The organism is Neisseria cinerea, from assembly GCF_900475315.1.
GTDB classification, from domain to species: domain Bacteria; phylum Pseudomonadota; class Gammaproteobacteria; order Burkholderiales; family Neisseriaceae; genus Neisseria; species Neisseria cinerea.
In genome coordinates this window covers 146618-166348 of record NZ_LS483369.1, presented here as the reverse complement: position 1 = coordinate 166348, position 19731 = coordinate 146618, and the positions used below count along the sequence as shown (strand labels likewise).

The window sequence follows — 19731 nt, the reverse complement described above, 5'->3', positions numbered from 1 at the left end:
CCGTCTGAAGAACGGAGAATCCAAGCGGAAAAAACATTTTACTGCAGATTCAAATCAGAATGCCCTACACCGTCCTTCATACTCCGCACACGATGTCGGTGTTTCCCACAATTTCACGCTGCACACGTTCAGCCCGGCGTTTTTCAAACGGTCGTACATTTCGATCGACATGTTTTCAGCAGTGGTGCGGCAGGGCAGGCGCAGGGTTTTCATGTTCCAGCCCTCTAAGAGCGCGGCGATTTGGCATTCACGACCGTTGTCGCCGTGGTAGATAAACGCGTGGTCGAAGGGATCGGTAATGTATTTTTTCACAATGGCTTTAAGGTCGGTGAAATCCATTACCATACCGTCTTTCGGCCCGCCCCTGACGATGCCGTCTGAAACGGTGATTTCGAGTTTGTAGGTATGCCCGTGCAGGTTTTGGTATTTGCCGTCATGCCCGTCGAGCATGTGTGAAGAGTCGAAGGTAAATATCTTGGTAATTTTCATGGTGGGTACTTTAAATCGGTAAATAGCCCTGAAAGCCGATTTCGGCAGGCTTGCCGTGCGGATTCGGGGTCAGGCGGATGGTGTGATTGCCGATGCGGTCGAGCGCAAGCAGATTGTCCACGTCTTTTAAGTTGTCTTTATGTTGCTGAACATGGTCGGTCAACAGGGTTTGCAGGGCTTTTTGTTTGGCTTCATCAGGCGTGGCGGCGGCGAACAGTCCGAAAGCGTGCGCTTCTGCAAGCTGACCCGCGCGATAACCGCCGACATTGACAAAATACAGGTGCTGGGCGTGTTCAGACGGCATTGCGGTATGTTCTCCCGCCTCCCGTACGCAGACATCGTAACCATCCGCCCATTCGACAATCTGCCAGCCGTCGATGTGGATTTTGTCCGCATCGCCGAACCATGCGGCTTTGAGCGCGGGAATGGCTTCGCGGTAATCGTCGCACACGGCAAATTGGATGTCGTGCACTTCGATATTGGAGCGGCCTGCGTTACCGCCGAGATAGAACATATAAAGTTTGGGCATGATAAGGCTTGTATCGGAGGATGGTTGTATTTTCAGACGGCCTTTTTACTCTCCAAATATTCCGCCAATCCGCGCTCGCGTAACACGCAGCTCGGGCATTCGTGGCAGCCGCCGACGATGCCGTTGTAGCAGGTGTGGGTCTGCTCGCGGATGTAGTCCAGTGCGCCCATTTCATCCGCAAACGCCCAAGTTTGCGCCTTGGTCAGGTACATCAGCGGCGTGTGGATTTGGAAATCATAGTCCATCGCCAGATTAAGGGTAACGTTCATGGATTTGACGAACACGTCGCGACAGTCGGGATAGCCGGAGAAGTCGGTTTCGCACACGCCTGCGATGATGTGCCGTATCCCCTGCCCTTTGGCGTAAATCGCGGCGTAGAGCAGGAAAAGCGCGTTACGGCCGTCTACAAAGGTATTCGGAACGCCGTTTTTGGCAGTTTCGATGGCGGCGGCTTCGTCCATCAGGGCATTGTGCGTAATCTGCCGCATCAGGCTCAAGTCGAGTACGGTTTGTTTGATGCCCAAATCCTGCGCAATCCAGCAGGCGCGTTCCAGCTCGACAGCATGGCGTTGCCCGTATTGGAAAGTGATGGCTTGGACGTTTTCGCGTCTGTAAGTTTGAATCGCCTGAATCAGGCAGGTAGTGGAATCTTGGCCGCCCGAAAAGATGACCAAGGCTTGTTGGTTTGACATACTGAATCCTAGTTTTGGTAACGCGGGAGGTTTTCGAACCGCGAATGCGGAAAGGCAAAGATGCGGATTATACAGGCAAACGCTTTCAGACGGCATCATTCCTCATGCCGTCTGAAAGGAGGCTGTTTAGGCCAACTTGACGGCAAGCTCCGCAAGCCGTCTGCCTTGTGCGAAGGCAATGTCGTTTTCTTCTGCGGTCAGGACGGGTTTACCGTCATGTCCGGCAACGTGGGACGCGCCGTAAGGGGTACCGCCGCTTCGGGTATTGCCGAGGGCGGATTCAGTGTAGGGGATGCCGCTGATAATCATGCCGTGGTGCAGAAGGGGGAGCATCATGGTAAGCAGCGTGGTTTCTTGTCCGCCGTGTTGGGAGGCGGTGCTGGTGAAGACGGTGGCAGGTTTACCGGCGAGTTCTGCGCCGAGCCACAGGGGGATGGTGCCGTCGATGAAGTATTTCATGGCGGCCGCCATGTTACCGAAGCGGGTGGGGCTGCCGAGGGCAAGGGCGGCGCAGGTTTTGAGGTCTTCGGCGGTGGCGTAGGGCGCACCGCTGTCGGGGATGTCTTTTTCGACGGCTTCGCAGACGGTAGAGACTTTGGGGACGGTGCGCAATACGGCTTCGCAGCCTGCGACGCTTTCGATGCCGCGTGCGATTTGGCGGGCAAGGTTGAGGGTGCTGCCGTTTTGAGAGTAGTAGAGGACGAGGATTTTGAGGGGATTTGGGTTCATGGGCGGATTCCGTTAAAATAGTTTGGCGTTCAGACGGCATAACGGTTGTCCAGATACCGTCTGAAACAGTTTGAAAACATGAAATCTGGTAAGAGATTATGACCTTTTTACAACGTTGGCAAGGTTTGGCAGACAATAAAATCTGTGCATTTGCATGGTTTGTCGTCCGCCGTTTCAGTGAAGAGCGCGTACCGCAGGCAGCGGCGAGCATGACGTTTACGACGCTGCTGGCACTCGTCCCCGTACTGACCGTAATGGTCGCGGTCGCTTCGATTTTCCCCGTATTCGACCGCTGGTCAGATTCGTTCGTCTCCTTCGTCAACCAAACCATTGTGCCGCAGGGCGCGGATATGGTGTTCGACTATATCGACGCATTCCGCGATCAGGCAAACCGGCTGACCGCCATCGGCAGCGTGATGCTGGTCGTAACCTCGCTGATGCTGATTCGGACGATAGACAATGCGTTCAACCGCATCTGGCGGGTTAACACGCAACGCCCCTGGATGATGCAGTTCCTCGTTTATTGGGCGTTGCTGACTTTCGGGCCTTTGTCTCTGGGTGTGGGCATTTCCTTTATGGTCGGGTCGGTTCAAGACTCCGTACTCTCCTCCGGAGCGCAACAATGGACGGACGCGTTGAAGACGGCGGCAAGGCTGGCTTTCATGACCGTCTTGTTGTGGGGGCTGTACCGCTTCGTGCCCAACCGCTTCGTGCCCGCCCGGCAGGCGTTTGTCGGGGCTTTGATTACAGCATTCTGCCTGGAGACGGCACGTTTCCTGTTCACCTGGTATATGGGCAATTTCGACGGCTACCGCTCGATTTACGGCGCATTTGCCGCCGTGCCGTTTTTCCTGCTTTGGTTAAACCTGCTGTGGACGCTGTTGTTGGGCGGCGCGGTGCTGACTTCGTCGCTGTCTTATTGGCAGGGCGAGGCCTTCCGCAGGGGGTTCGACTCACGCGGACGGTTTGACGACGTGTTGAAAATCCTACTGCTTCTGGATGCGGCGCAAAAAGAAGGCCGAACCCTGTCCGTTCAGGAGTTCAGACGGCATATCAATATGGGCTACGACGAGTTGGGCGAGCTTCTGGAAAAGCTGGCGCGGTACGGCTATATCTATTCCGGCAGACAGGGCTGGGTTTTGAAAACAGGGGCGGATTCGATTGAGTTGAGCGAACTCTTCAAGCTCTTCGTTTACCGTCCGTTGCCTGTGGAAAGGGATCATGTGAACCAAGCTGTCGATGCAGTAATGACACCATGTTTGCAGACTTTGAACATGACGCTGGCGGAGTTTGACGCTCAGGCGAAAAAACGGCAGCAGTCTTGAGTATTTTTGAAACTGTATTTTTATCCTAAAGACATTTTCCTATCTGCTGATTCCACCGTTTCCTTTCTGTGTGCCGCCATAATTTTTATGATAGACAAGCCATTCAAGTTTGCATTGACTGCTTTTTCATTGGCAATATCCAAATGACTGGTCGCTTCATCTAAAAATAGGATTTTCGGTTCGCAATATAAGGCCCGCGCCAATACGATGCGTTGTTTTTGTCCGCCTGACAGTGCGCTGCCCATATCGCCGATCAAGGTTTCATAGCCCATAGGCATGGCGGAGATTTCTTCGTGAATCATAGCAAGGCAGGCGCAATGTTCGATTTTTCCTCTACCCGGTTCTGTATCGAAAAAACAGATATTCTCTGCAATTGAGCCAGCAAATAAAACATCATCCTGCCTGACCATCGCACTCAAATTGCGGATAAAACGTGGCGGTAAGCTGTAAATGTCGTGTCCATTTATCATGACTTTGCCTGATTCGGGAGGTAAATTGCCGCTTAAAATATCCAAAAGTGTCGATTTACCGCAGCCCGATCGTCCAATTAACGCAAGCGATTCACCACGTCCGATCTTGAAGCTGACGTTTTGTAAAACATATGGCTCGTTATCGGCATAACGGAAAGAAACATTTTCCACTGAGATTTCGATGTCGTCTGAAATATCAGGAATGCCTACATCCGGCGTAGCTTCCGATTCTGTTTCATTCAATACGCAGCACCAACAGCAGCACCAATTGTTCCACCGACCATCATAGCCGGTCCGGCAGGAATACCTCCCAAAGCTATACCGACACCTAGACCAATACCTGCACCAATTGATCCTCCTATTTGTGCACCATTTGCTCCTCCTTGAAGGATTCTCTCTCCTAAGCCTCCTCCATAAATTAGCTCCAGCTCCTCAATGGATAGTTCAATGATATTATTTTTCCTTTTCAAAAAAATTAGACATAGAATATTGAGTTAATACACCCAATATGGAAAAAATAATAAACGCACGAATATAAATTATAAAATCAACATCATATCCTTGGTAGCTTTCATAAATAAAAACGATTGGTATTGATATACAAATTAAAATATACAGGTACTTTGAAAGTACCAGTAACTTATACACAAATTTTGATTTCATAGCCTAGTCTTTCATTTAAATAAAATCTACCCTAATCAACTCTCCAACCAACTTCCTAACTTCTTCATGTTTTCCTGATTGAAGTTAACCAGTAGATTTCTCAACAATAACGGTTCATTCTTACCGATATGTTCTAAAACTTTTTTCCCCAACTCATCTACGCTTATCTTCATCCCATTCCCAATCAAATACCCCTTTTCCAACGTATCCAAATTATTGGCATTTAGTCTCAACCTGACGTCGTCTGAAAGCGGAGTAGCGTTGGGATTCGCGAACTGTTCTAGATGAAAAGCGGTATCGGTACGTTCTTTTAGAGGTCGTCTGAACGATGAGAAATATCAGCAGTAATTTGTGCCGTCAGTGTAGCCGTTTCCTGATTTATCTGCTTTTGTTGCGGGAGCAGTTGATCCATGTTCAATCTCAAAGATTGGTCTTCCGTTATAAGGAGGTACATTAACGGCATCATTTACCCAATCACGAGTCACATTGTATACAGCACTTGCACCAACAGTACCGAAAGCATTTTTCGGCAGAAAATGAACTATCGCTGCGGCAGCAGGTATTGCAACAAAATCCCCCCATGTGGAACCTCCTTTGGTTGTGGCAGCATTAGCTACATTTCCAGCTATATTGTCTGTTACAAGCCCCTTGAAACCAGCTTCAATTCATGAGGTTGAAGTTCAATCATTTTTATACTCCTTTTCTTGGTTAGTATTCCTAAAAATTCGGCTAACAAAAACATATGGCAGATATATTGAAAAAAAATTCAAAGTACCCTGAATAAAATTCAAATTCCAACTATATTTGTTAATGTAGTCGAGAAGAAACATATCTGATAAAAAATATAGCAATTGATAACAAGCTATTACTAATATTACGAAAAATATAAACTGCTTCCAGTTTTTCATAGAATCTCTCACAAAATTTCCAGAAAATCCAACTCTATCAACTGATAAATCAACTTCCTAACTTCTTCATGTTTTTCCTGATTGAAGTTAACCAATAGATTTTTCAACAATAACATAACGGTTCATTCTTACCGATATGTTCTAACACTTTTTTCCCCAACTCATCTACACTTATCTTCATCCCATTCCCAATCAAATATCCCTTTTCCAACGTATCCAAATTATTGGCATTTAGTCTCCACCCGATTCAAGGATAATATCCATATCGATATGTTCAGGAATGGAAATATCAGTATCTTTAGTCTGTTGCATATACAATGGCATAGGGAAATCAGGGGCAGAATACCGAAGTCGAGATGTATGCTCATTACTTCCCCTTACTCAGAAAATATTTAAAATTTATAATGTTACATATAGTTACAAATATTAAAGTTTTTTTGTGTGTGCATCAAGGAATTGTTGACAATTTTAGTTAAAATTTTGTTTTGTTTCCAAACGGAAAAAAGCGGTTTGTTTTTTTGTTGTTAACATTTTTATTGTAATTAAATAAAAGGTCGTCTGAAAACAGTTTTCAGACGACCTTTTGCTATAATCGGGCTTCATCGCCCCGTTCGGTTTGGAACCTTATGAAAACCCTCGTCCTCCTCCTGCTTTCCTTCTCCACGACCACCGCTTTTGCCGCATACGGTTTGGGTTTGGGGCAGGCACCGAAATATCCCGCCGGCTTTCGCGCCTACGAATACGTCAATCCCGACGCACCCAAAGGCGGGGCGTTTTCCCTGCCGATGCAGGGCGGTTTTGATACGTTCAACCCGTTTACCCTCAAAGGCGACAAAGAAGTCGGCGTTCTTATGCTGACCGTGGACAGACTCACCGACAACAGTTGGGACGAACCTTTCTCCATGTACGGCTTGCTGGCGCAAGACTTCTGGCTTGCCGAAGACGGATTGTCGGCAACATTCAAGCTCAACCCGAAAGCCAAATTCCACAACGGAGACCCCGTCCTTGCCAAAGACGTTGCCGCCTCATTCCGCCTGCTCACTCAAGACAAAGACGCCAATCCCTCCTACCACATCTACTGGAGCGATGTTGCCAAAGTCGAAACGCCCGACGACAGGACAGTCGTTTTCCGCTTCAAACAGCGCAATGCCGAATTACACATGGTCTTGGGGCAACTGCCTGTATTTTCGCATAAAAGCTATCCCGAAGGGCTGGAAAAAGGCGCAAACAAAATGCCCATCGGCTCCGGCCCCTACCGCTTCGTCAAAGCAGACACCGGGCGCATGAGCGAATACGCGCGCGACAAAAACTACTGGGCGCAAAACCTGCCAACACGCAGGGGGCGGTACAACTTCGACACCGTCCGTTTCAAATATTTCAAAGACGACAGTGTCCGTCTCGAAGGCCTCAAAGCCGGACAATATGATTTCGTACACGAAAACATCGCCCGCAACTGGGCACGCGCCTACCCTGCCGACATACTTGCTAAACGGGACTTGGGCAAACACGAATGGAAACAGGAAAACACCGCCGGCATGCAGGGTTTTGTCATGAACCTGCGCCGTGCGCCGTTCAACCATCCCTTTGTACGGCAGGCAATGGTGGAAAGTTTCGATTTCGAAAGTACCAATGCACGCCTTTTCTACGGCGCATACCGCCGAAGCAACAGCTTTTTTACCAACAGCAACATGGCGGCATCAGGCAGGCCGCAGGGTTCGGAACTCAGGCTGCTCCAATCTTTGGGCAATACGCTCAATCCCGCCGTTTTGAGTCAGAATGTTCCCGAACCGCCGCAAACCGATTTGAAAAACGGCATACGCCCCAACCTTATCAAAGCCCGTACCCTTTTAGAAAAGGCAGGCTACCGCTACCGGAACGGCAAACTCACCGACCGCCTCGGCAATCCGCTGGCTTTTGAATTCCTGAACGCAGGCAAGGCATACGGGCGCATCACCGCCAAATGGCAGCGCGACTTGGCAAAAATCGGCGTAACCATGCACATGCACACCGTCGATCCCGCCGTATACCAGAAACGCCTCGACAACTTCGATTTCGACATGACCATTACGGTTTACGGCAACAGCGAAAGCCCGGGCAACGAACAGCGCGACTATTTCGGCTGCGAGGCGGCAAAAACCGAAGGCAGCCGCAACCTTGCCGGCATCTGCCGCCCGGAAATCGAAAAGCTGCTCACCCATTTCGGCAGCTTCCGAAACCGTGCCGAACTGCAAACCGCCGCACGCGCGCTTGACCGCACCGTCCGCCACCAATACATCATCGTCCCCGCATGGTATGCCGACCGCTACCGCGTCGTGTACCGCAACGACTTGGGTATTCCGCAGACGCTGCCCAAATATTACGATCCCGTATCTTTCGTTTTAAGCACCGCATGGAAAAAATAATGCCGTCTGAAACACCCTGCCCTTCAGACGGCATATCATTCGCAGCCACGCATTCAATCATTAATCCTTAACTCCGCCTGTGAAACTGCGGTTGCAGCGGCACATTTGCGGATATTCTTCCCATCCGTTCCGCCCAAGCCACCCACGTCAACACCTTCCTACACGCCCAAATACCCTTCCCTGCTGGAAAGCCATCTTGCCAAATGCGCTTCGACGATTTCGGGGTTTTGCTCAATCAACATGGGGGCGATTTCGCGCGCTTGTTCCAAGAGGTGCAGGTCTTCTTCAAGGTTGGCGAAGCGCAGCATGGGGACGCCGCTTTGGCGCGCGCCGAGAAATTCGCCGGGTCCGCGGATGTTAAGGTCTTGACGGGCAATTTCGAAGCCGTCGGTGTGTTCGTAGATGACTTTCAGCCGCGCTTTGGCGAGTTCGCTCAAGGGTTCGGCAAACAGGAGGACGCACACGCTTTCTGCCGCGCCGCGCCCTACCCGCCCGCGTAATTGGTGCAGCTGCGCCAAGCCCATGCGCTCGGCGTGTTCGATCACCATCAGGGCGGCGTTGGGCACATCTACGCCGACTTCGATGACGGTGGTGGCGACCAAGACGTTCAGACGGCCTGCGGCAAATTCCGCCATGACTTCGGCTTTTTCGGCAGCCTTCATGCGCCCGTGTACCAAGCCGATGTTGAGTTCGGGCAATGCCGCCTGAAGCTGCTCGAGGGTTTCAGTGGCGGTTTGCAGTTGCAGGGTTTCGCTTTCTTCAATCAGCGGACAGACCCAGTATGCCTGCTGCCCTTTGCGACAGATGTTGAGGACGAAGCCTTCGACTTCGGTGCGGCGGACGTTGTTGACGAGACGGGTTTTAATCGGGGTGCGCCCGGGCGGCAATTCGTCGATGACGGACACGTCCAAATCGGCGAAGAAACTCATGGCGAGCGTACGCGGGATGGGCGTGGCAGACATCATCAGCTGGTGGACGTCGCGCCCTTTGTTTTTGAGGGCGAGGCGTTGGGCGACGCCGAAGCGGTGTTGTTCGTCCACAATCACCAAGCCGAGATTTTGGAACTCGACGTCGTCTGAAAACAGGGCGTGCGTGCCGACAGCGATTTTGACAGTGCCGTCGGCGAGTTTGGCTTTGGCTTCGTCTTTGGCTTTTTTGCGCTGGCTGCCGGAAAGCCAGACGACTTCGAGACCCAACGGCTCAAGCCATTGTTTGAACTTGATGAAATGCTGTTCGGCAAGGATTTCAGTCGGCGCCATTACAGCCACCTGCGCGCCGGATTCAATAGCGGTCAGCGCAGACAAAGCCGCCACAATGGTTTTGCCGCTGCCGACATCGCCTTGTAGCAGGCGGTGCATGGGGTGGGTTTGCGCCATATCGCGGCAGATTTCGGAAACAACTTTTTCTTGGGCATCGGTCAGGGCAAACGGTAAAGCGTGGCGCAGTGCATTAGTCAACGTACCGTCGCCGCCCAATGCTGGCGCCGTGCCGCTGACGCGCTTCTGTCGCGCCAGCCGCATGGACAACTGTTGCGCCAACAGTTCGTCGAATTTGAGCCGTTGCCATGCAGGCAGCGTGCCGTCTGAAAGTTGATGAATAGTGAAACTAGGCGGCGGTGAATGCAGAAGACGAAGGCTTTCGGCAAGGTGTGGCAGTTTCAGACGGCCTAATAAAGCATCAGGCAAGGTATCGTGCAACGGCGTAACGTCCAAGGCCGTCTGAATGATGCGGCGCAAAGTGGGCTGGTTCAGGCCGTTTACGGTCGGATAAATCGGCGTGAGGCTTTCCGCCAAACCGCCGCTCTCGGCATCGCGTATTTTGGGATGAATCATCTCGTCGCCGTAAAACCCGTGTTTGATTTCGCCCACGGCGCGGATGCGTTTGCCTGCTGCCATCTGCTTCTGATGGCTGGCGTAAAAGTGGATGAAACGCAGAAAAAGGACACTGCCGGAACCGTCGGCGATTTGGACGATAAGCTGCTTACGCGGTTTGAACGTTACTTCCTGATGGATGACTTCGCCCTCAACCTGACACGGCACGCTGATCGGCGCATCCTTAATCGGCATGATGTGCGTCTCGTCCTCGTAACGCAGCGGCAAGTGCAAAACCAAATCCCATGCGGTATGGAGGTTGAGTTTGTCGAGCTTCTTGGCGGAAACATCGGTGATTTTGAGCTGTTTTTGGGTTTCTGGCGTCATCATGAAAAGCGGCTGGGTAAAGTTTGCCGTATTTTATCGGAAAACAAAAAGGCCGTCTGAACGCAATGTTTCAGACGGCCTGCACACAGGTATAACGTGATTAAGCGTTAGCTTCCTGTTGTTGTTGGTAGATAGCTTCGAAGTTGATCGGAGCAAGCAGTACAGGCGGGAAGCCTGCACGGGTTACGCTGGTGGAAATGGCTTCGCGCGCGTAAGGGAAGAGGATATTCGGACAAGCCACGCCCAACAGCAGTTGTACGTCTTCTTCAGGAATGTTTTCCAAACGGAAGATGCCGCTTTGAGTTACTTCGTTCAGGAACATGGTACGCTCGTTATTCAGCTTGGCAGTAACGGTAACGGTAACGTCAACGTTGTAGTAGCCGTCTTCCAGTTTGCTGTTGTCAGTGGAAACACGCATATCGACTTCAGGCTCGCCCTGTTCCAAGAAGATTTGCGGCGCGTGCGGCACTTCCAAAGACAAGTCTTTGACATACAGACGCTCAATGCTGAATACGGGTTGCAGTTCTTCGCTCATTTTGTTTTCCTAGTTTTTGGGGTTAAGGGTTCAGTAATTCGTCCAACTTGCCTTCCTGCTGAAGGCGGTACAGGTCGGTGAATCCGCCGACATGCGTTTCGCCGATGAAAATCTGCGGTACGCTGCGCTGTCCGGAGCGCTGCTGCATTTCGGCAAAGGCTTCAGGATTCGTATCGACACGGATTTCGCCTATGTTTTCAACGCCTGCAGCATGCAGCAGCCTTTTCGCCATCGTGCAGTAGGGACAAAACGCACCTGTGTACATGGTAACAGCCTGCATATTCATTTTCCACAGAGTTTGCAATGATAATCAATATAGGGGCATTCTCCCTGTTTGGCAAGTGCCGGACCGGTGCATTTTCAGACGGCACGGACATCATGTGCCAAAATTTGTTTTTTAAAGTATGATAACCCTTATGAAAAATATTTTTGCACCCGCGCTGCGCGTCGGAACGGATGCAAAAATATTTTTATTACATTTTCAGGAAAAACCATGTTGTCAGGACTACCCATCCCAAAGGACATCGCCCGTCCGCCCGAAACGGTATTGGTCAACATCACGCCGCAGGAAACGCGCGTGGCGGTGTTGGAGGAAAACAATATCTGCGAACTGCACATCGAGCGTAACAGCGGACACAGCTTGGTCGGCAATATTTATCTGGGCGTGGTGCGCCGTGTGCTGCCCGGCATGCAGAGCGCGTTTATCGACATCGGTTTGGAACGCGCGGCGTTTCTGCACATCGTCGATGTCCTCGAACAACGCCGCAACCCCGACGAAACCCAGCGCATCGAACATATGTTGTTTGAAGGGCAGTCGGTTTTGGTGCAGGTCATCAAAGACCCGATCAACACCAAAGGCGCGCGCCTTTCCACACAAATCTCGCTGGCAGGGCGTTTTCTCGTCCACCTTCCGCAGGAAGAACATATCGGCGTATCCCAGCGTATCGAGGACGATACGGAACGAAGCAACCTGCGCGAGCGTCTCAACAAGCTCCTGCCGGAAAAGGCATGCCACGGCTACATCATCCGCACCAACGCCGAAAACGCCACCGACGAACAGCTACAATCCGACATCAACTACTTGACCAAAGTGTGGGAACACATCCAAGAGCAGGCAAAAATCCAACCGCCCGAAACCCTGCTGTATCAAGACTTACCGCTGAGCCTGCGCGTGTTGCGCGATATGTTCAGCTGCGACACGCAAAAAATCCTCGTCGACTCCACCGCGAACTACGGCCGCATGACGCGCTTCGCCGAACAATACGTCCACGGAGCATTGGGCAGGATAGAGCTATTCAAAGGCGAACGCCCGCTGTTTGAGACCCACAACGTCGAACAGGAAATCAACCGAGCCCTGCAACCGCGCGTCAACCTCAACTTCGGCAGCTACCTGATTATCGAGTCCACCGAAGCCATGACCACGATAGATGTAAACACCGGCGGCTTCGTCGGCGCACGCAACTTCGACGAAACCATCTTCCGCACCAACTTAGAAGCCTGCCACACCATCGCCCGTGAATTAAGGCTGCGCAACCTTGGCGGCATCATCATCATCGACTTTATCGACATGGCGCAGGAAGCGCACCGCGAAGCCGTCTTGCAAGAGCTTGCCAAAGCCCTTGCCTTCGACCGTACCCGCGTTACCCTCAACGGCTTTACCAGCCTGGGCTTGGTCGAGCTGACACGCAAACGCTCGCGCGAAAACCTCAGCCAAATCCTCTGCGAACCCTGTCCTTCCTGCCAAGGCCGGGGCCGTTTGAAAACGCCGCAAACCGTGTGTTATGAAATCCAGCGCGAAATCGTCCGTGAAGCCCGACGCTACGATGCGCAATCTTTCCGCATCCTTGCCGCACCCAACGTCATCGACCTTTTCCTCGACGAAGAATCGCAATCGTTGGCTATGCTGATAGATTTCATCGGCAAACCGATTTCTCTGGCAGTCGAAACCGCCTACACGCAGGAACAATACGACATCGTATTGATGTAGAAAATGCCGTCTGAAACCTGTTTTCAGACGGCATCTGTCTATTTCAGGGTTTCCTTGTCCAACAAAGCGCGTATCAGCAGACCGTGTCCGAATCTCCGGCTGTCGGCCAATTCCAAATGTCCGCCGTATTTTTTGGCAAGCGTATCGGCAATAGACAGCCCCAACCCTGTCCCCTGCTGCTCCGTTCCCAAAATACGGTAAAACGGGTCAAGGACGCGGACGCGTTCGGATTCCGGAATGCCTTTCCCGTTATCTTCAACCCACACGGCAAGATATTTCCCTTCGTCTGTGAAACCCAAATCTATCCTGCCTTCGGACGGTGTATAACGTATTGCGTTATCAACAAACGTTTTAACCAAGGTATAGATTTCGGTTTCATCGGCAAATATTTCGAAATCACCTTCGACTGCCACACCGATGTCCTGCCGTTTCTCCAAAGCAAGCGGCATGAGTTCCTGCAATACCCGGCGGAAACGGCTTTGCAGCCCGAATGTCGTTTTCGTCAGAGGGGTTTCATTCGACTGCGAACGCGCCAAAGCCAAAAGCTGCTCGAGCAGGTGTTTGTTGCGCCGTATGCTTTGCTGCAAAACGGCAGACTGCCGCGCCGCATCGGGTGGGAGCGGCATATTGTTGAGGCGTTCCGCCTGAAGGGAAAGGGCGGTCATCGGCGTCCGCAACTCGTGCGCCGCATCGGCGATAAACCGTTGCCGACGGCGTATATCTTCATCCACACGTTTCAAAAGCAGATTGATGGCCGTAACAAAACCTTTTATCTCGCTGGGGATATTGTCCGTATTCAAAGCAGACAAATCATCGAGTCTTCGCTGTTCCAGATTCTGCGACAAAATACGGACGGGACGCATAGCCTGATGCGTAATCCACACGGTCAGCAGAATAATCAGCGGCAAAGCCGCCAACAGGGGCAGCACGCTCTGCATCGCCGCATCCGCGGCCAAATCTTCCCTGTATTCGTTTTCCTGCATGACGGCAATCCGTCCCTGCCCCGTCGTGCGGATATAGACGCGGTAATAATCGTCATCCCCGTCCGCACGCAAAGTATGCAGTCCGTCTTTCAAATGTATCGGCAGACTGACAATCGGCTCCTGATCCGGCATCTGTACCAAAATACGTGTATCGTCGTCCCCCTCCGGCAAAGCATCGGGATGGTAATCGGGACCGACATACAATGCCGTCTGACGCAACAGGTCATCCTGAAGTTCTTCCGCTTCATGAAAAGTATCGTAATAAGAAAAAACGCCGGCAGCCATTGCCAGCGGCAAAAACATCAAAATCAGCGCGATACTGATTCTGACTTGAAGCGACTGCTTCAACATACGGATTAAACGGTTCAACATCGGCAACGCCACTCCTGTCCAGACAGCATCTTCTCAAACGGCACCCGGCACAAGCCAACCGACACCGCGTACATTTTGGATGTTTTCCTTACCCAATTTCTTGCGCAGCGCATGAATCAGGAAATCTACCGCATTGCTTTCGACTTCCTCGCCCCAGCCGTAAATCTTATCTTCCAAATCCGAACGCGACAGAATGACACCCGGCCTCGCCAACAAAGCCTGCAATACTGCAAACTCCTTATTGCTCAATGCCACCTGCCTCCCCTCGGCAACAATTTCCGCCTGATACGTTGCCGGATTCAGCGAAATCACACCGTTGGACAGGCAAACCTGTCCCTGACCGCTCCCGCGCCGCAACACCGCTCTCATCCGTGCCTGAAGCTCCGCCATATCGAACGGTTTGACGATATAGTCGTCCGCACCGCCGTCCAAACCGTTCAGCCGGCTGTACAAATCATCCCGTGCCGTAACAATCAAGACGGGGACGGTACAGCCTGTCGCGCGTATTTCCGACAAAACATCCAAACCATCACGCCCCGGCAAACCCAAATCCAGCAGCATCAGGTCATAAGGCTGGGCAGCGGCCGCCGCCGCAACCTGCGCGCCGTTTTTGACCCAATCCACCGCATAACCGCCGTCTTTCAAATTTGCCGACACTGCTTCCGCAATCATCGCATCATCTTCAACCAACAATACACGCATCAACTTTCCCTTTCAGATAAACCGCGGCTATTCTAACACTCGAACATTAGCTGCAATTTAGCAGCAACAAAAAACCGCAGAACAAAAATTCTGCGGTTTTTGACCGTTTCCAACCTATTTTGCGTGTTTCTCCACCAGAGAGACAAACTGATTAATATATGACTGAACAAAATCCCTTGCAGAGTCGATCAATTTGCCTTTTTCATCAAACAGCGTCGGCGAATTGCCCAAAAACACCTCAGGCTGCCCTGTCAGCGGCATATCGAAATAAGACAAAGCAAGACGCAGGTTTTTTTGAGAACTGTAGCCCCCCATCTTACCGACGGAATGGCTGATGATACCGGCAGGTTTGTGTTTCCACGCCACATCGGCATTCGGTTTAGAACCGATGTCCACCGCATTTTTCAAACATGCCGGCACAGTCCGGTTGTTTTCGGAAGTAACGAACAAAATGCCGTCTGAAGCCTTAATCGTCTCACGGAAATCCGTATAACTTTCAGGAAGCTGCACATCTCCCACGGCAGGATCGTCATAATCGAAATTATAAAGCGGCAGATGCCCGATTTCGACAATTTCCGCCTGATAGCCTTCTGGAAACATCTGTACCGCATTCAATGCCACCTTGCGTGCAAAAGAAGCACGACGCAGACTACCCACTAAAATACTGATTTTCTTAGCCACAATAATTCCTCCTGAACAATAAGGTTTTAACCTTAAACGCTACCTACTTCTCATAATGATAATTATTATATATTCAGTTTTTAATACAGACAACCCGAAAACCAAGCCCTTTCCGTTTCCCCATATCCGACTTTGCCTTATAATTGCCTTTTTATACAACAGATTCACCCATGAATTTCCCCAAAACAGCAGCCTCCCTGCTGCTGCTTCTAACCTCGCTGGCTGCGCAAGCACTCGATACCGGCCGCATTCCGCAAAACGAAATCGCCGTATATGTCCAAGAGCTCGACAGCGGCAAAGTCATTATCGACCACCGTGCGGATGTTCCCGTAAACCCCGCCTCCACCATGAAACTTATCACGGCCTTTACCGCCTTCAAAACCTTCGGCAGCAATTATCGCTGGACGACGGCATTTAAAAGCAACGGCAAAGTGAGTAACGGCACGCTCGATGGCGATTTGTACTGGGTAGGCAGTGGCGACCCCGTTTTCGATCAGGAAAACCTGCTTGCCGTCCAACGCCAGTTGCGCGACAAAGGCATCCGCAATATCACGGGACACCTGATACTCGACCACAAGCTGTGGGGAGAAGTCGGCAGTCCCGACGATTTCGAAGCCGACGGCGGCTCTCCTTTTATGACTTCCCCCAATCCGACCATGCTCTCCTCAGGCATGGTCAGAGTCCGTGCCGAACGTAATTCTGCCAACGGTATCGATATCCTCACCAATCCGCCTCTGCCGGATATCCGTGCCCAAAACAGCCTGAAAATTACCTCGGCCAAAGCGTCCTGCCCTTCAGTCAAGAAACTGATGCATGCGTCTTTTACCGATAATATGCTGAAACTGCGCGGCACCATCCCTGGAAGCTGTCTGGGCAAGGCAGTCGATGTCCGAATGTTTCCGCTTGAAGAACTGATTCATCAGAGCTTTACCAACCACTGGCTGCTCGGCGGAGGACAGATTTCAGATGGCATCGGCATATCCGACACGCCGGAAGGCGCACAGACGCTTGCACTTGTACACTCCAAACCGATGAAGGAAATTTTGACGGACATGAACAAACGTTCGGACAATCTGATTGCACGGTCCGTCTTCCTGAAACTGGGCGGCAACAGCAAATTGCCCACCGTTTCCGACCAGGCGGCGGCGGCCGTCAAGCGCGAGCTTGCCGTTTCCGGTGTCGATGTTGCGGATTTGGTTTTGGAAAACGGTTCCGGTTTGTCGAGGAAAGAGCAGCTGACTGCAAAAATGATGGCGCAAATGCTGGAAAAAGCCTATTTCAGCCCGTTTGCACAAGATTTCATCGACACGCTCCCTATCGCCGGTACAGACGGAACTTTGCGCAACCGCCTCAAGCAAAGCGGCGGGCTTCTGCACCTGAAAACAGGCACGCTCAACAATGTCCGCGCATTGGCAGGCTACTGGCTGGGCGACAAACCGATGGTGGTGGTGGTCATCATCAACAGCGGACGTGCCGTTTCCCTACTGCCTGATTTGGACAACTTCGTTTCTAAAAATATCATTCCCGGAGGCGACGGCTGGCTGGATGCAAAACTGATGTGCAAAGAACGTCACGCCTGAAACAGGAAAATATAAAAATGCCGTCTGAACTGTTCAGACGGCATTTTTGATGTTCAAACTGAAATTACAGCCCTGCAGCTGCCTTCAGTGCGGCAGCTTTGTCAGTGCGCTCCCAAGTAAATTCAGGCTCTTCGCGGCCGAAGTGGCCGTAGGCGGCGGATTTGCCGTAAATAGGGCGCAAGAGATCGAGCATTTGGACGATGCCTTTAGGACGCAGGTCGAAATGTTCGCGAACTAAGGCAATCAGTTTTTCTTCGCTGATTTTGCCTGTGCCGAAAGTGTCGATGGAAATCGAAGTCGGTTCGGCAACGCCGATGGCGTAGGAAACTTGGATTTGGCATTGGGTTGCCAAACCGGCGGCTACGATGTTTTTCGCAACATAGCGGCAAGCGTAAGCGGCGGAACGGTCCACTTTGGACGGGTCTTTGCCGGAGAACGCGCCGCCGCCGTGCGGAGCTGCGCCGCCGTAGGTATCGACGATGATTTTACGGCCGGTCAGACCGCAGTCGCCTTGCGGGCCGCCGATAACGAAGCGGCCGGTCGGGTTGATCAGGTATTTGGTTTCGTCGGTCAGCAGTTCAGACGGCAAAACGGGCTTGATAATCTGCTCAATCACGGCTTTGCTCAGTTCTTCATGGCTGATGGCAGGATCGTGCTGGGTAGACAGGACGACGGTGTCGATGCGTTTTACTTTGCCGGTTTCGCTGTCGTAAACCACGGTCAGCTGCGCTTTAGCATCAGGGCGCAGCCAAGGCAGGCGGCCGTCTTTGCGCAATTCGCTTTGACGCTGCATCAGGCGGTGGCTGTAATAGATGGCAAACGGCATCAGGGTCGGGGTTTCGTCGCAGGCGTAGCCGAACATCAGACCTTGGTCGCCTGCGCCTTGGTTCAAGTCGATACCTTCGCCTTCGTTTACGCCTTGGGCGATGTCGGGGGATTGTTGGTCGTAGTACACGCCGACTGCGCAGCCGTTGGCGTCAAAACCCAGTTCGGAGGAGTTGTAGCCGATGCGTTTGATGGTTTCACGTGCGACTTTGATGTAGTCCACTTGGGCGGTGGTGGTAATTTCGCCCGCCAATACGCACAAGCCTGTGTTGACCAAGGTTTCCGCCGCGACACGCGCTTTGGGGTCTTGCGCCAAGATGGCATCCAAAATTGCATCAGATACTTGGTCGGCAACTTTATCCGGATGGCCTTCGGATACCGATTCGGAAGTAAACAGATATTCGCTCATTGCTATTCTTTCATTAAAAACAGGCTGCTGTGTTTTCAGACGGCCTTTTATTTCGGACAGCGGAAATCATAACAAAAACTCCGCTTTTTCTCTATACAAGTGAGAAACATTCGCACTTGCCTACTGTTTCGGAATCCTGTTGCGCGTTTCTTACAGGCAAAAAAATTCCCGCATTAAGCGGGTTTGGATTGCTCTGGCGAGCCACATCGGTTTTTCAACCGTCCACCTTACCTTTCCGTTTGAAAAGCAGGTTGGCATGGAATTCCCAACTCTTAATGCAGCGCGCATCGTAGCAGAAAAGGCATATTGCCGCAATACTTCCCTTTTTCAGACGGCATGTTTCGTTTACAATTCAGGCTGTTTCCCCCTTGCTTCCCCGTTATGCACATCCTACTGACCGCCCTGCTCAAATCCTTTTCCCTGCTGCCCCTGCCCTTTCTGCACAAATTGGGTGTTTTCCTCGGACATCTGGCGTTTTACCTGCGCAAAGAAGACCGAGAACGCATTATTGCCAATATGCGTCAGGCAGGCATGAATCCCGACCCGAAAACGGTGAAAGCCGTATTTGCGGAAACAGCAAAAAGCGGTTTGGAACTTGCCCTCGCATTTTTCAAAAAACCGGAGGACATCGAAACACTGTTCAAGTCGGTACAGGGTTGGGAATATGTTCAAGAAGCTTTGGACAAACACGAAGGGCTGCTGTTTATCACGCCGCACATAGGCAGCTACGACTTAGGGGGGCGATATATCAGCCAAAGGCTGCCATTCCCCTTAACCGCCATGTATAAACCGCCGAAAATTAAAGCAATAGACAAAGTGATGCAGGCAGGCAGGGTTCGCGGCAAAGGAAAAACCGCGCCTACCAGCATACAAGGGGTCAAACAAATCATCAAAGCCCTACGTGCGGGCGAAGCAACCATCGTCCTGCCCGACCATGTCCCCTCCCCTCAAGAAGGCGGGGAAGGCGTATGGGTGGATTTCTTCGGCAAACCTGCCTATACCATGACGCTGGCGGCAAAACTGGCAAACGTCAAAGGCGTAAGTACGCTGTTCTTTTGCAGCGAACGCCTGCCTGACGGGCAGGGTTTTGCCTTACACATCAGTCCCCTTCAAGGAGAATTGACCGGCGACAAAACCCATGATGCCGCCGTATTCAACCGCAATACCGAATATTGGATACGCCGCTTTCCTACCCAGTATCTGTTCATGTACAACCGCTATAAAGCACCGTAACGAAAATAAAAATGCCGTC

Annotated in this window: 17 protein-coding genes, 3 pseudogenes and 1 riboswitch; of the genes and pseudogenes, 5 read left to right on the top strand and 15 right to left on the bottom strand. The window is 51.6% G+C overall.

What is annotated here, in order from left to right:
* Nucleotides 1-54: 54 nt before the first annotated feature.
* The 4 genes from queD to wrbA all read right to left on the bottom strand — a co-directional run bounded on the left by queD (nt 55) and on the right by wrbA (nt 2439).
* Nucleotides 55-489 (bottom strand): 6-carboxytetrahydropterin synthase QueD, encoded by a 435-nt coding sequence (queD, locus tag DQM57_RS00920; protein ID WP_111726341.1) that lies wholly within the window; start codon nt 487-489, stop codon nt 55-57.
* Nucleotides 490-499: 10 nt separating this feature from the next.
* A complete protein-coding gene (locus DQM57_RS00915; RefSeq protein ID WP_107959840.1) occupies nt 500-1018 on the bottom strand; it encodes a DUF1543 domain-containing protein in 519 nt (172 codons plus the stop codon).
* Nucleotides 1019-1050: 32 nt separating this feature from the next.
* Complete coding sequence (gene queC, locus DQM57_RS00910; RefSeq protein WP_111726339.1) at nt 1051-1710, bottom strand: 7-cyano-7-deazaguanine synthase QueC; 660 nt, start codon at nt 1708-1710, stop codon at nt 1051-1053.
* 126 nt (nt 1711-1836) lie between these two features.
* On the bottom strand, nt 1837-2439 hold the full coding sequence (gene wrbA, locus DQM57_RS00905) for an NAD(P)H:quinone oxidoreductase (protein WP_111726337.1): 603 nt from the start codon (nt 2437-2439) through the stop codon (nt 1837-1839).
* 98 nt (nt 2440-2537) lie between these two features.
* Here wrbA and DQM57_RS00900 point away from each other — a divergent pair, with 98 nt between their 5' ends.
* Nucleotides 2538-3764, top strand: a complete 1227-nt coding sequence (locus DQM57_RS00900; RefSeq protein ID WP_111726335.1) for a YihY family inner membrane protein — start codon at nt 2538-2540, stop codon at nt 3762-3764.
* A 20-nt stretch (nt 3765-3784) separates the two neighbouring features.
* Here the strand turns inward: DQM57_RS00900 and DQM57_RS00895 are convergent.
* The 4 genes and pseudogenes from DQM57_RS00895 to DQM57_RS10015 all read right to left on the bottom strand — a co-directional run.
* Nucleotides 3785-4480: pseudogene (locus tag DQM57_RS00895) on the bottom strand (ATP-binding cassette domain-containing protein); the annotation flags it as partial.
* A 432-nt stretch (nt 4481-4912) separates the two neighbouring features.
* Nucleotides 4913-5219 (bottom strand): annotated as a pseudogene (locus DQM57_RS00880) (winged helix domain-containing protein); the annotation flags it as partial.
* Nucleotides 5220-5577: 358 nt separating this feature from the next.
* Nucleotides 5578-5805 carry a hypothetical protein gene (locus DQM57_RS09840; RefSeq protein ID WP_167395581.1) on the bottom strand — a complete coding sequence of 76 codons (228 nt, stop codon included), beginning with the start codon at nt 5803-5805 and terminating at the stop codon, nt 5578-5580.
* 8 nt (nt 5806-5813) lie between these two features.
* Nucleotides 5814-6159: pseudogene (locus DQM57_RS10015) on the bottom strand (winged helix domain-containing protein); the annotation flags it as partial.
* Nucleotides 6160-6431: 272 nt separating this feature from the next.
* Between DQM57_RS10015 and DQM57_RS00855 the strand changes: the two are divergent.
* Nucleotides 6432-8207 (top strand): extracellular solute-binding protein, encoded by a 1776-nt coding sequence (locus DQM57_RS00855; RefSeq protein WP_111726326.1) that lies wholly within the window; start codon nt 6432-6434, stop codon nt 8205-8207.
* A gap of 158 nt (nt 8208-8365) precedes the next feature.
* Here the strand turns inward: DQM57_RS00855 and recG are convergent, their stop codons facing one another.
* The 3 genes from recG to grxC form a co-directional block, all read right to left on the bottom strand.
* Nucleotides 8366-10408 carry an ATP-dependent DNA helicase RecG gene (gene recG, locus DQM57_RS00850; protein ID WP_111726324.1) on the bottom strand — a complete coding sequence of 681 codons (2043 nt, stop codon included), beginning with the start codon at nt 10406-10408 and terminating at the stop codon, nt 8366-8368.
* Between the two features lie 97 nt (nt 10409-10505).
* The gene (secB, locus tag DQM57_RS00845) at nt 10506-10940 is read right to left on the bottom strand and encodes a protein-export chaperone SecB (protein WP_003676334.1); all 435 of its coding nucleotides are present in this window, start codon (nt 10938-10940) and stop codon (nt 10506-10508) included.
* Between the two features lie 22 nt (nt 10941-10962).
* A complete protein-coding gene (grxC, locus tag DQM57_RS00840) occupies nt 10963-11220 on the bottom strand; it encodes a glutaredoxin 3 (protein ID WP_039854192.1) in 258 nt (85 codons plus the stop codon).
* 213 nt (nt 11221-11433) lie between these two features.
* Between grxC and rng the strand changes: the two genes are divergently transcribed.
* The gene (gene rng, locus DQM57_RS00835) at nt 11434-12927 is read left to right on the top strand and encodes a ribonuclease G (RefSeq protein ID WP_107959823.1); all 1494 of its coding nucleotides are present in this window, start codon (nt 11434-11436) and stop codon (nt 12925-12927) included.
* A 38-nt stretch (nt 12928-12965) separates the two neighbouring features.
* Here the strand turns inward: rng and DQM57_RS00830 are convergent, their stop codons facing one another.
* From DQM57_RS00830 to DQM57_RS00820, 3 genes are all read right to left on the bottom strand, one after another.
* Nucleotides 12966-14213 (bottom strand): sensor histidine kinase, encoded by a 1248-nt coding sequence (locus DQM57_RS00830; protein WP_111727597.1) that lies wholly within the window; start codon nt 14211-14213, stop codon nt 12966-12968.
* Between the two features lie 102 nt (nt 14214-14315).
* Nucleotides 14316-14984: a response regulator transcription factor gene (locus DQM57_RS00825; protein WP_111726322.1), complete on the bottom strand. Its 669-nt coding sequence runs from the start codon at nt 14982-14984 to the stop codon at nt 14316-14318.
* Between the two features lie 114 nt (nt 14985-15098).
* Complete coding sequence (locus DQM57_RS00820) at nt 15099-15665, bottom strand: NADPH-dependent FMN reductase (protein ID WP_003676344.1); 567 nt, start codon at nt 15663-15665, stop codon at nt 15099-15101.
* Between the two features lie 170 nt (nt 15666-15835).
* Here DQM57_RS00820 and dacB point away from each other — a divergent pair, with 170 nt between their 5' ends.
* Nucleotides 15836-17245, top strand: coding sequence for a D-alanyl-D-alanine carboxypeptidase/D-alanyl-D-alanine endopeptidase (gene dacB, locus DQM57_RS00815; RefSeq protein WP_111726320.1), 1410 nt, complete (start codon nt 15836-15838; stop codon nt 17243-17245).
* 64 nt (nt 17246-17309) lie between these two features.
* Here dacB and metK read toward each other — a convergent pair whose 3' ends face one another.
* Complete coding sequence (gene metK, locus DQM57_RS00810; protein ID WP_003676347.1) at nt 17310-18479, bottom strand: methionine adenosyltransferase; 1170 nt, start codon at nt 18477-18479, stop codon at nt 17310-17312.
* A gap of 173 nt (nt 18480-18652) precedes the next feature.
* A riboswitch (SAM-I-IV-variant riboswitch) is annotated at nt 18653-18763 on the bottom strand.
* Between the two features lie 97 nt (nt 18764-18860).
* On the opposite strand from metK, the gene DQM57_RS00805 reads away from it, so the two are divergent.
* Entirely contained in the window at nt 18861-19712 is an 852-nt protein-coding gene (locus DQM57_RS00805; protein WP_167395578.1) for a lysophospholipid acyltransferase family protein, read from the top strand.
* Nucleotides 19713-19731 lie beyond the last annotated feature (19 nt).

What these genes read in the sequence shown, in the direction of transcription:
- queC (WP_111726339.1), bottom strand. Translation starts at nt 1,710, where the DNA reads ATGTCAAACCAACAAGCCTTGGTCATCTTTTCGGGCGGCCAAGATTCC.
- DQM57_RS00830 (WP_111727597.1), bottom strand. Translation starts at nt 14,213, where the DNA reads ATGTTTTTGCCGCTGGCAATGGCTGCCGGCGTTTTTTCTTATTACGAT.
- DQM57_RS09840 (WP_167395581.1), bottom strand. Translation starts at nt 5,805, where the DNA reads ATGAAAAACTGGAAGCAGTTTATATTTTTCGTAATATTAGTAATAGCT.
- queD (WP_111726341.1), bottom strand. Translation starts at nt 489, where the DNA reads ATGAAAATTACCAAGATATTTACCTTCGACTCTTCACACATGCTCGAC.
- DQM57_RS00855 (WP_111726326.1), top strand. Translation starts at nt 6,432, where the DNA reads ATGAAAACCCTCGTCCTCCTCCTGCTTTCCTTCTCCACGACCACCGCT.
- grxC (WP_039854192.1), bottom strand. Translation starts at nt 11,220, where the DNA reads ATGCAGGCTGTTACCATGTACACAGGTGCGTTTTGTCCCTACTGCACG.
- dacB (WP_111726320.1), top strand. Translation starts at nt 15,836, where the DNA reads ATGAATTTCCCCAAAACAGCAGCCTCCCTGCTGCTGCTTCTAACCTCG.
- DQM57_RS00900 (WP_111726335.1), top strand. Translation starts at nt 2,538, where the DNA reads ATGACCTTTTTACAACGTTGGCAAGGTTTGGCAGACAATAAAATCTGT.
- DQM57_RS00825 (WP_111726322.1), bottom strand. Translation starts at nt 14,984, where the DNA reads ATGCGTGTATTGTTGGTTGAAGATGATGCGATGATTGCGGAAGCAGTG.
- DQM57_RS00805 (WP_167395578.1), top strand. Translation starts at nt 18,861, where the DNA reads ATGCACATCCTACTGACCGCCCTGCTCAAATCCTTTTCCCTGCTGCCC.
- wrbA (WP_111726337.1), bottom strand. Translation starts at nt 2,439, where the DNA reads ATGAACCCAAATCCCCTCAAAATCCTCGTCCTCTACTACTCTCAAAAC.
- recG (WP_111726324.1), bottom strand. Translation starts at nt 10,408, where the DNA reads ATGATGACGCCAGAAACCCAAAAACAGCTCAAAATCACCGATGTTTCC.
- rng (WP_107959823.1), top strand. Translation starts at nt 11,434, where the DNA reads ATGTTGTCAGGACTACCCATCCCAAAGGACATCGCCCGTCCGCCCGAA.
- metK (WP_003676347.1), bottom strand. Translation starts at nt 18,479, where the DNA reads ATGAGCGAATATCTGTTTACTTCCGAATCGGTATCCGAAGGCCATCCG.
- secB (WP_003676334.1), bottom strand. Translation starts at nt 10,940, where the DNA reads ATGAGCGAAGAACTGCAACCCGTATTCAGCATTGAGCGTCTGTATGTC.
- DQM57_RS00915 (WP_107959840.1), bottom strand. Translation starts at nt 1,018, where the DNA reads ATGCCCAAACTTTATATGTTCTATCTCGGCGGTAACGCAGGCCGCTCC.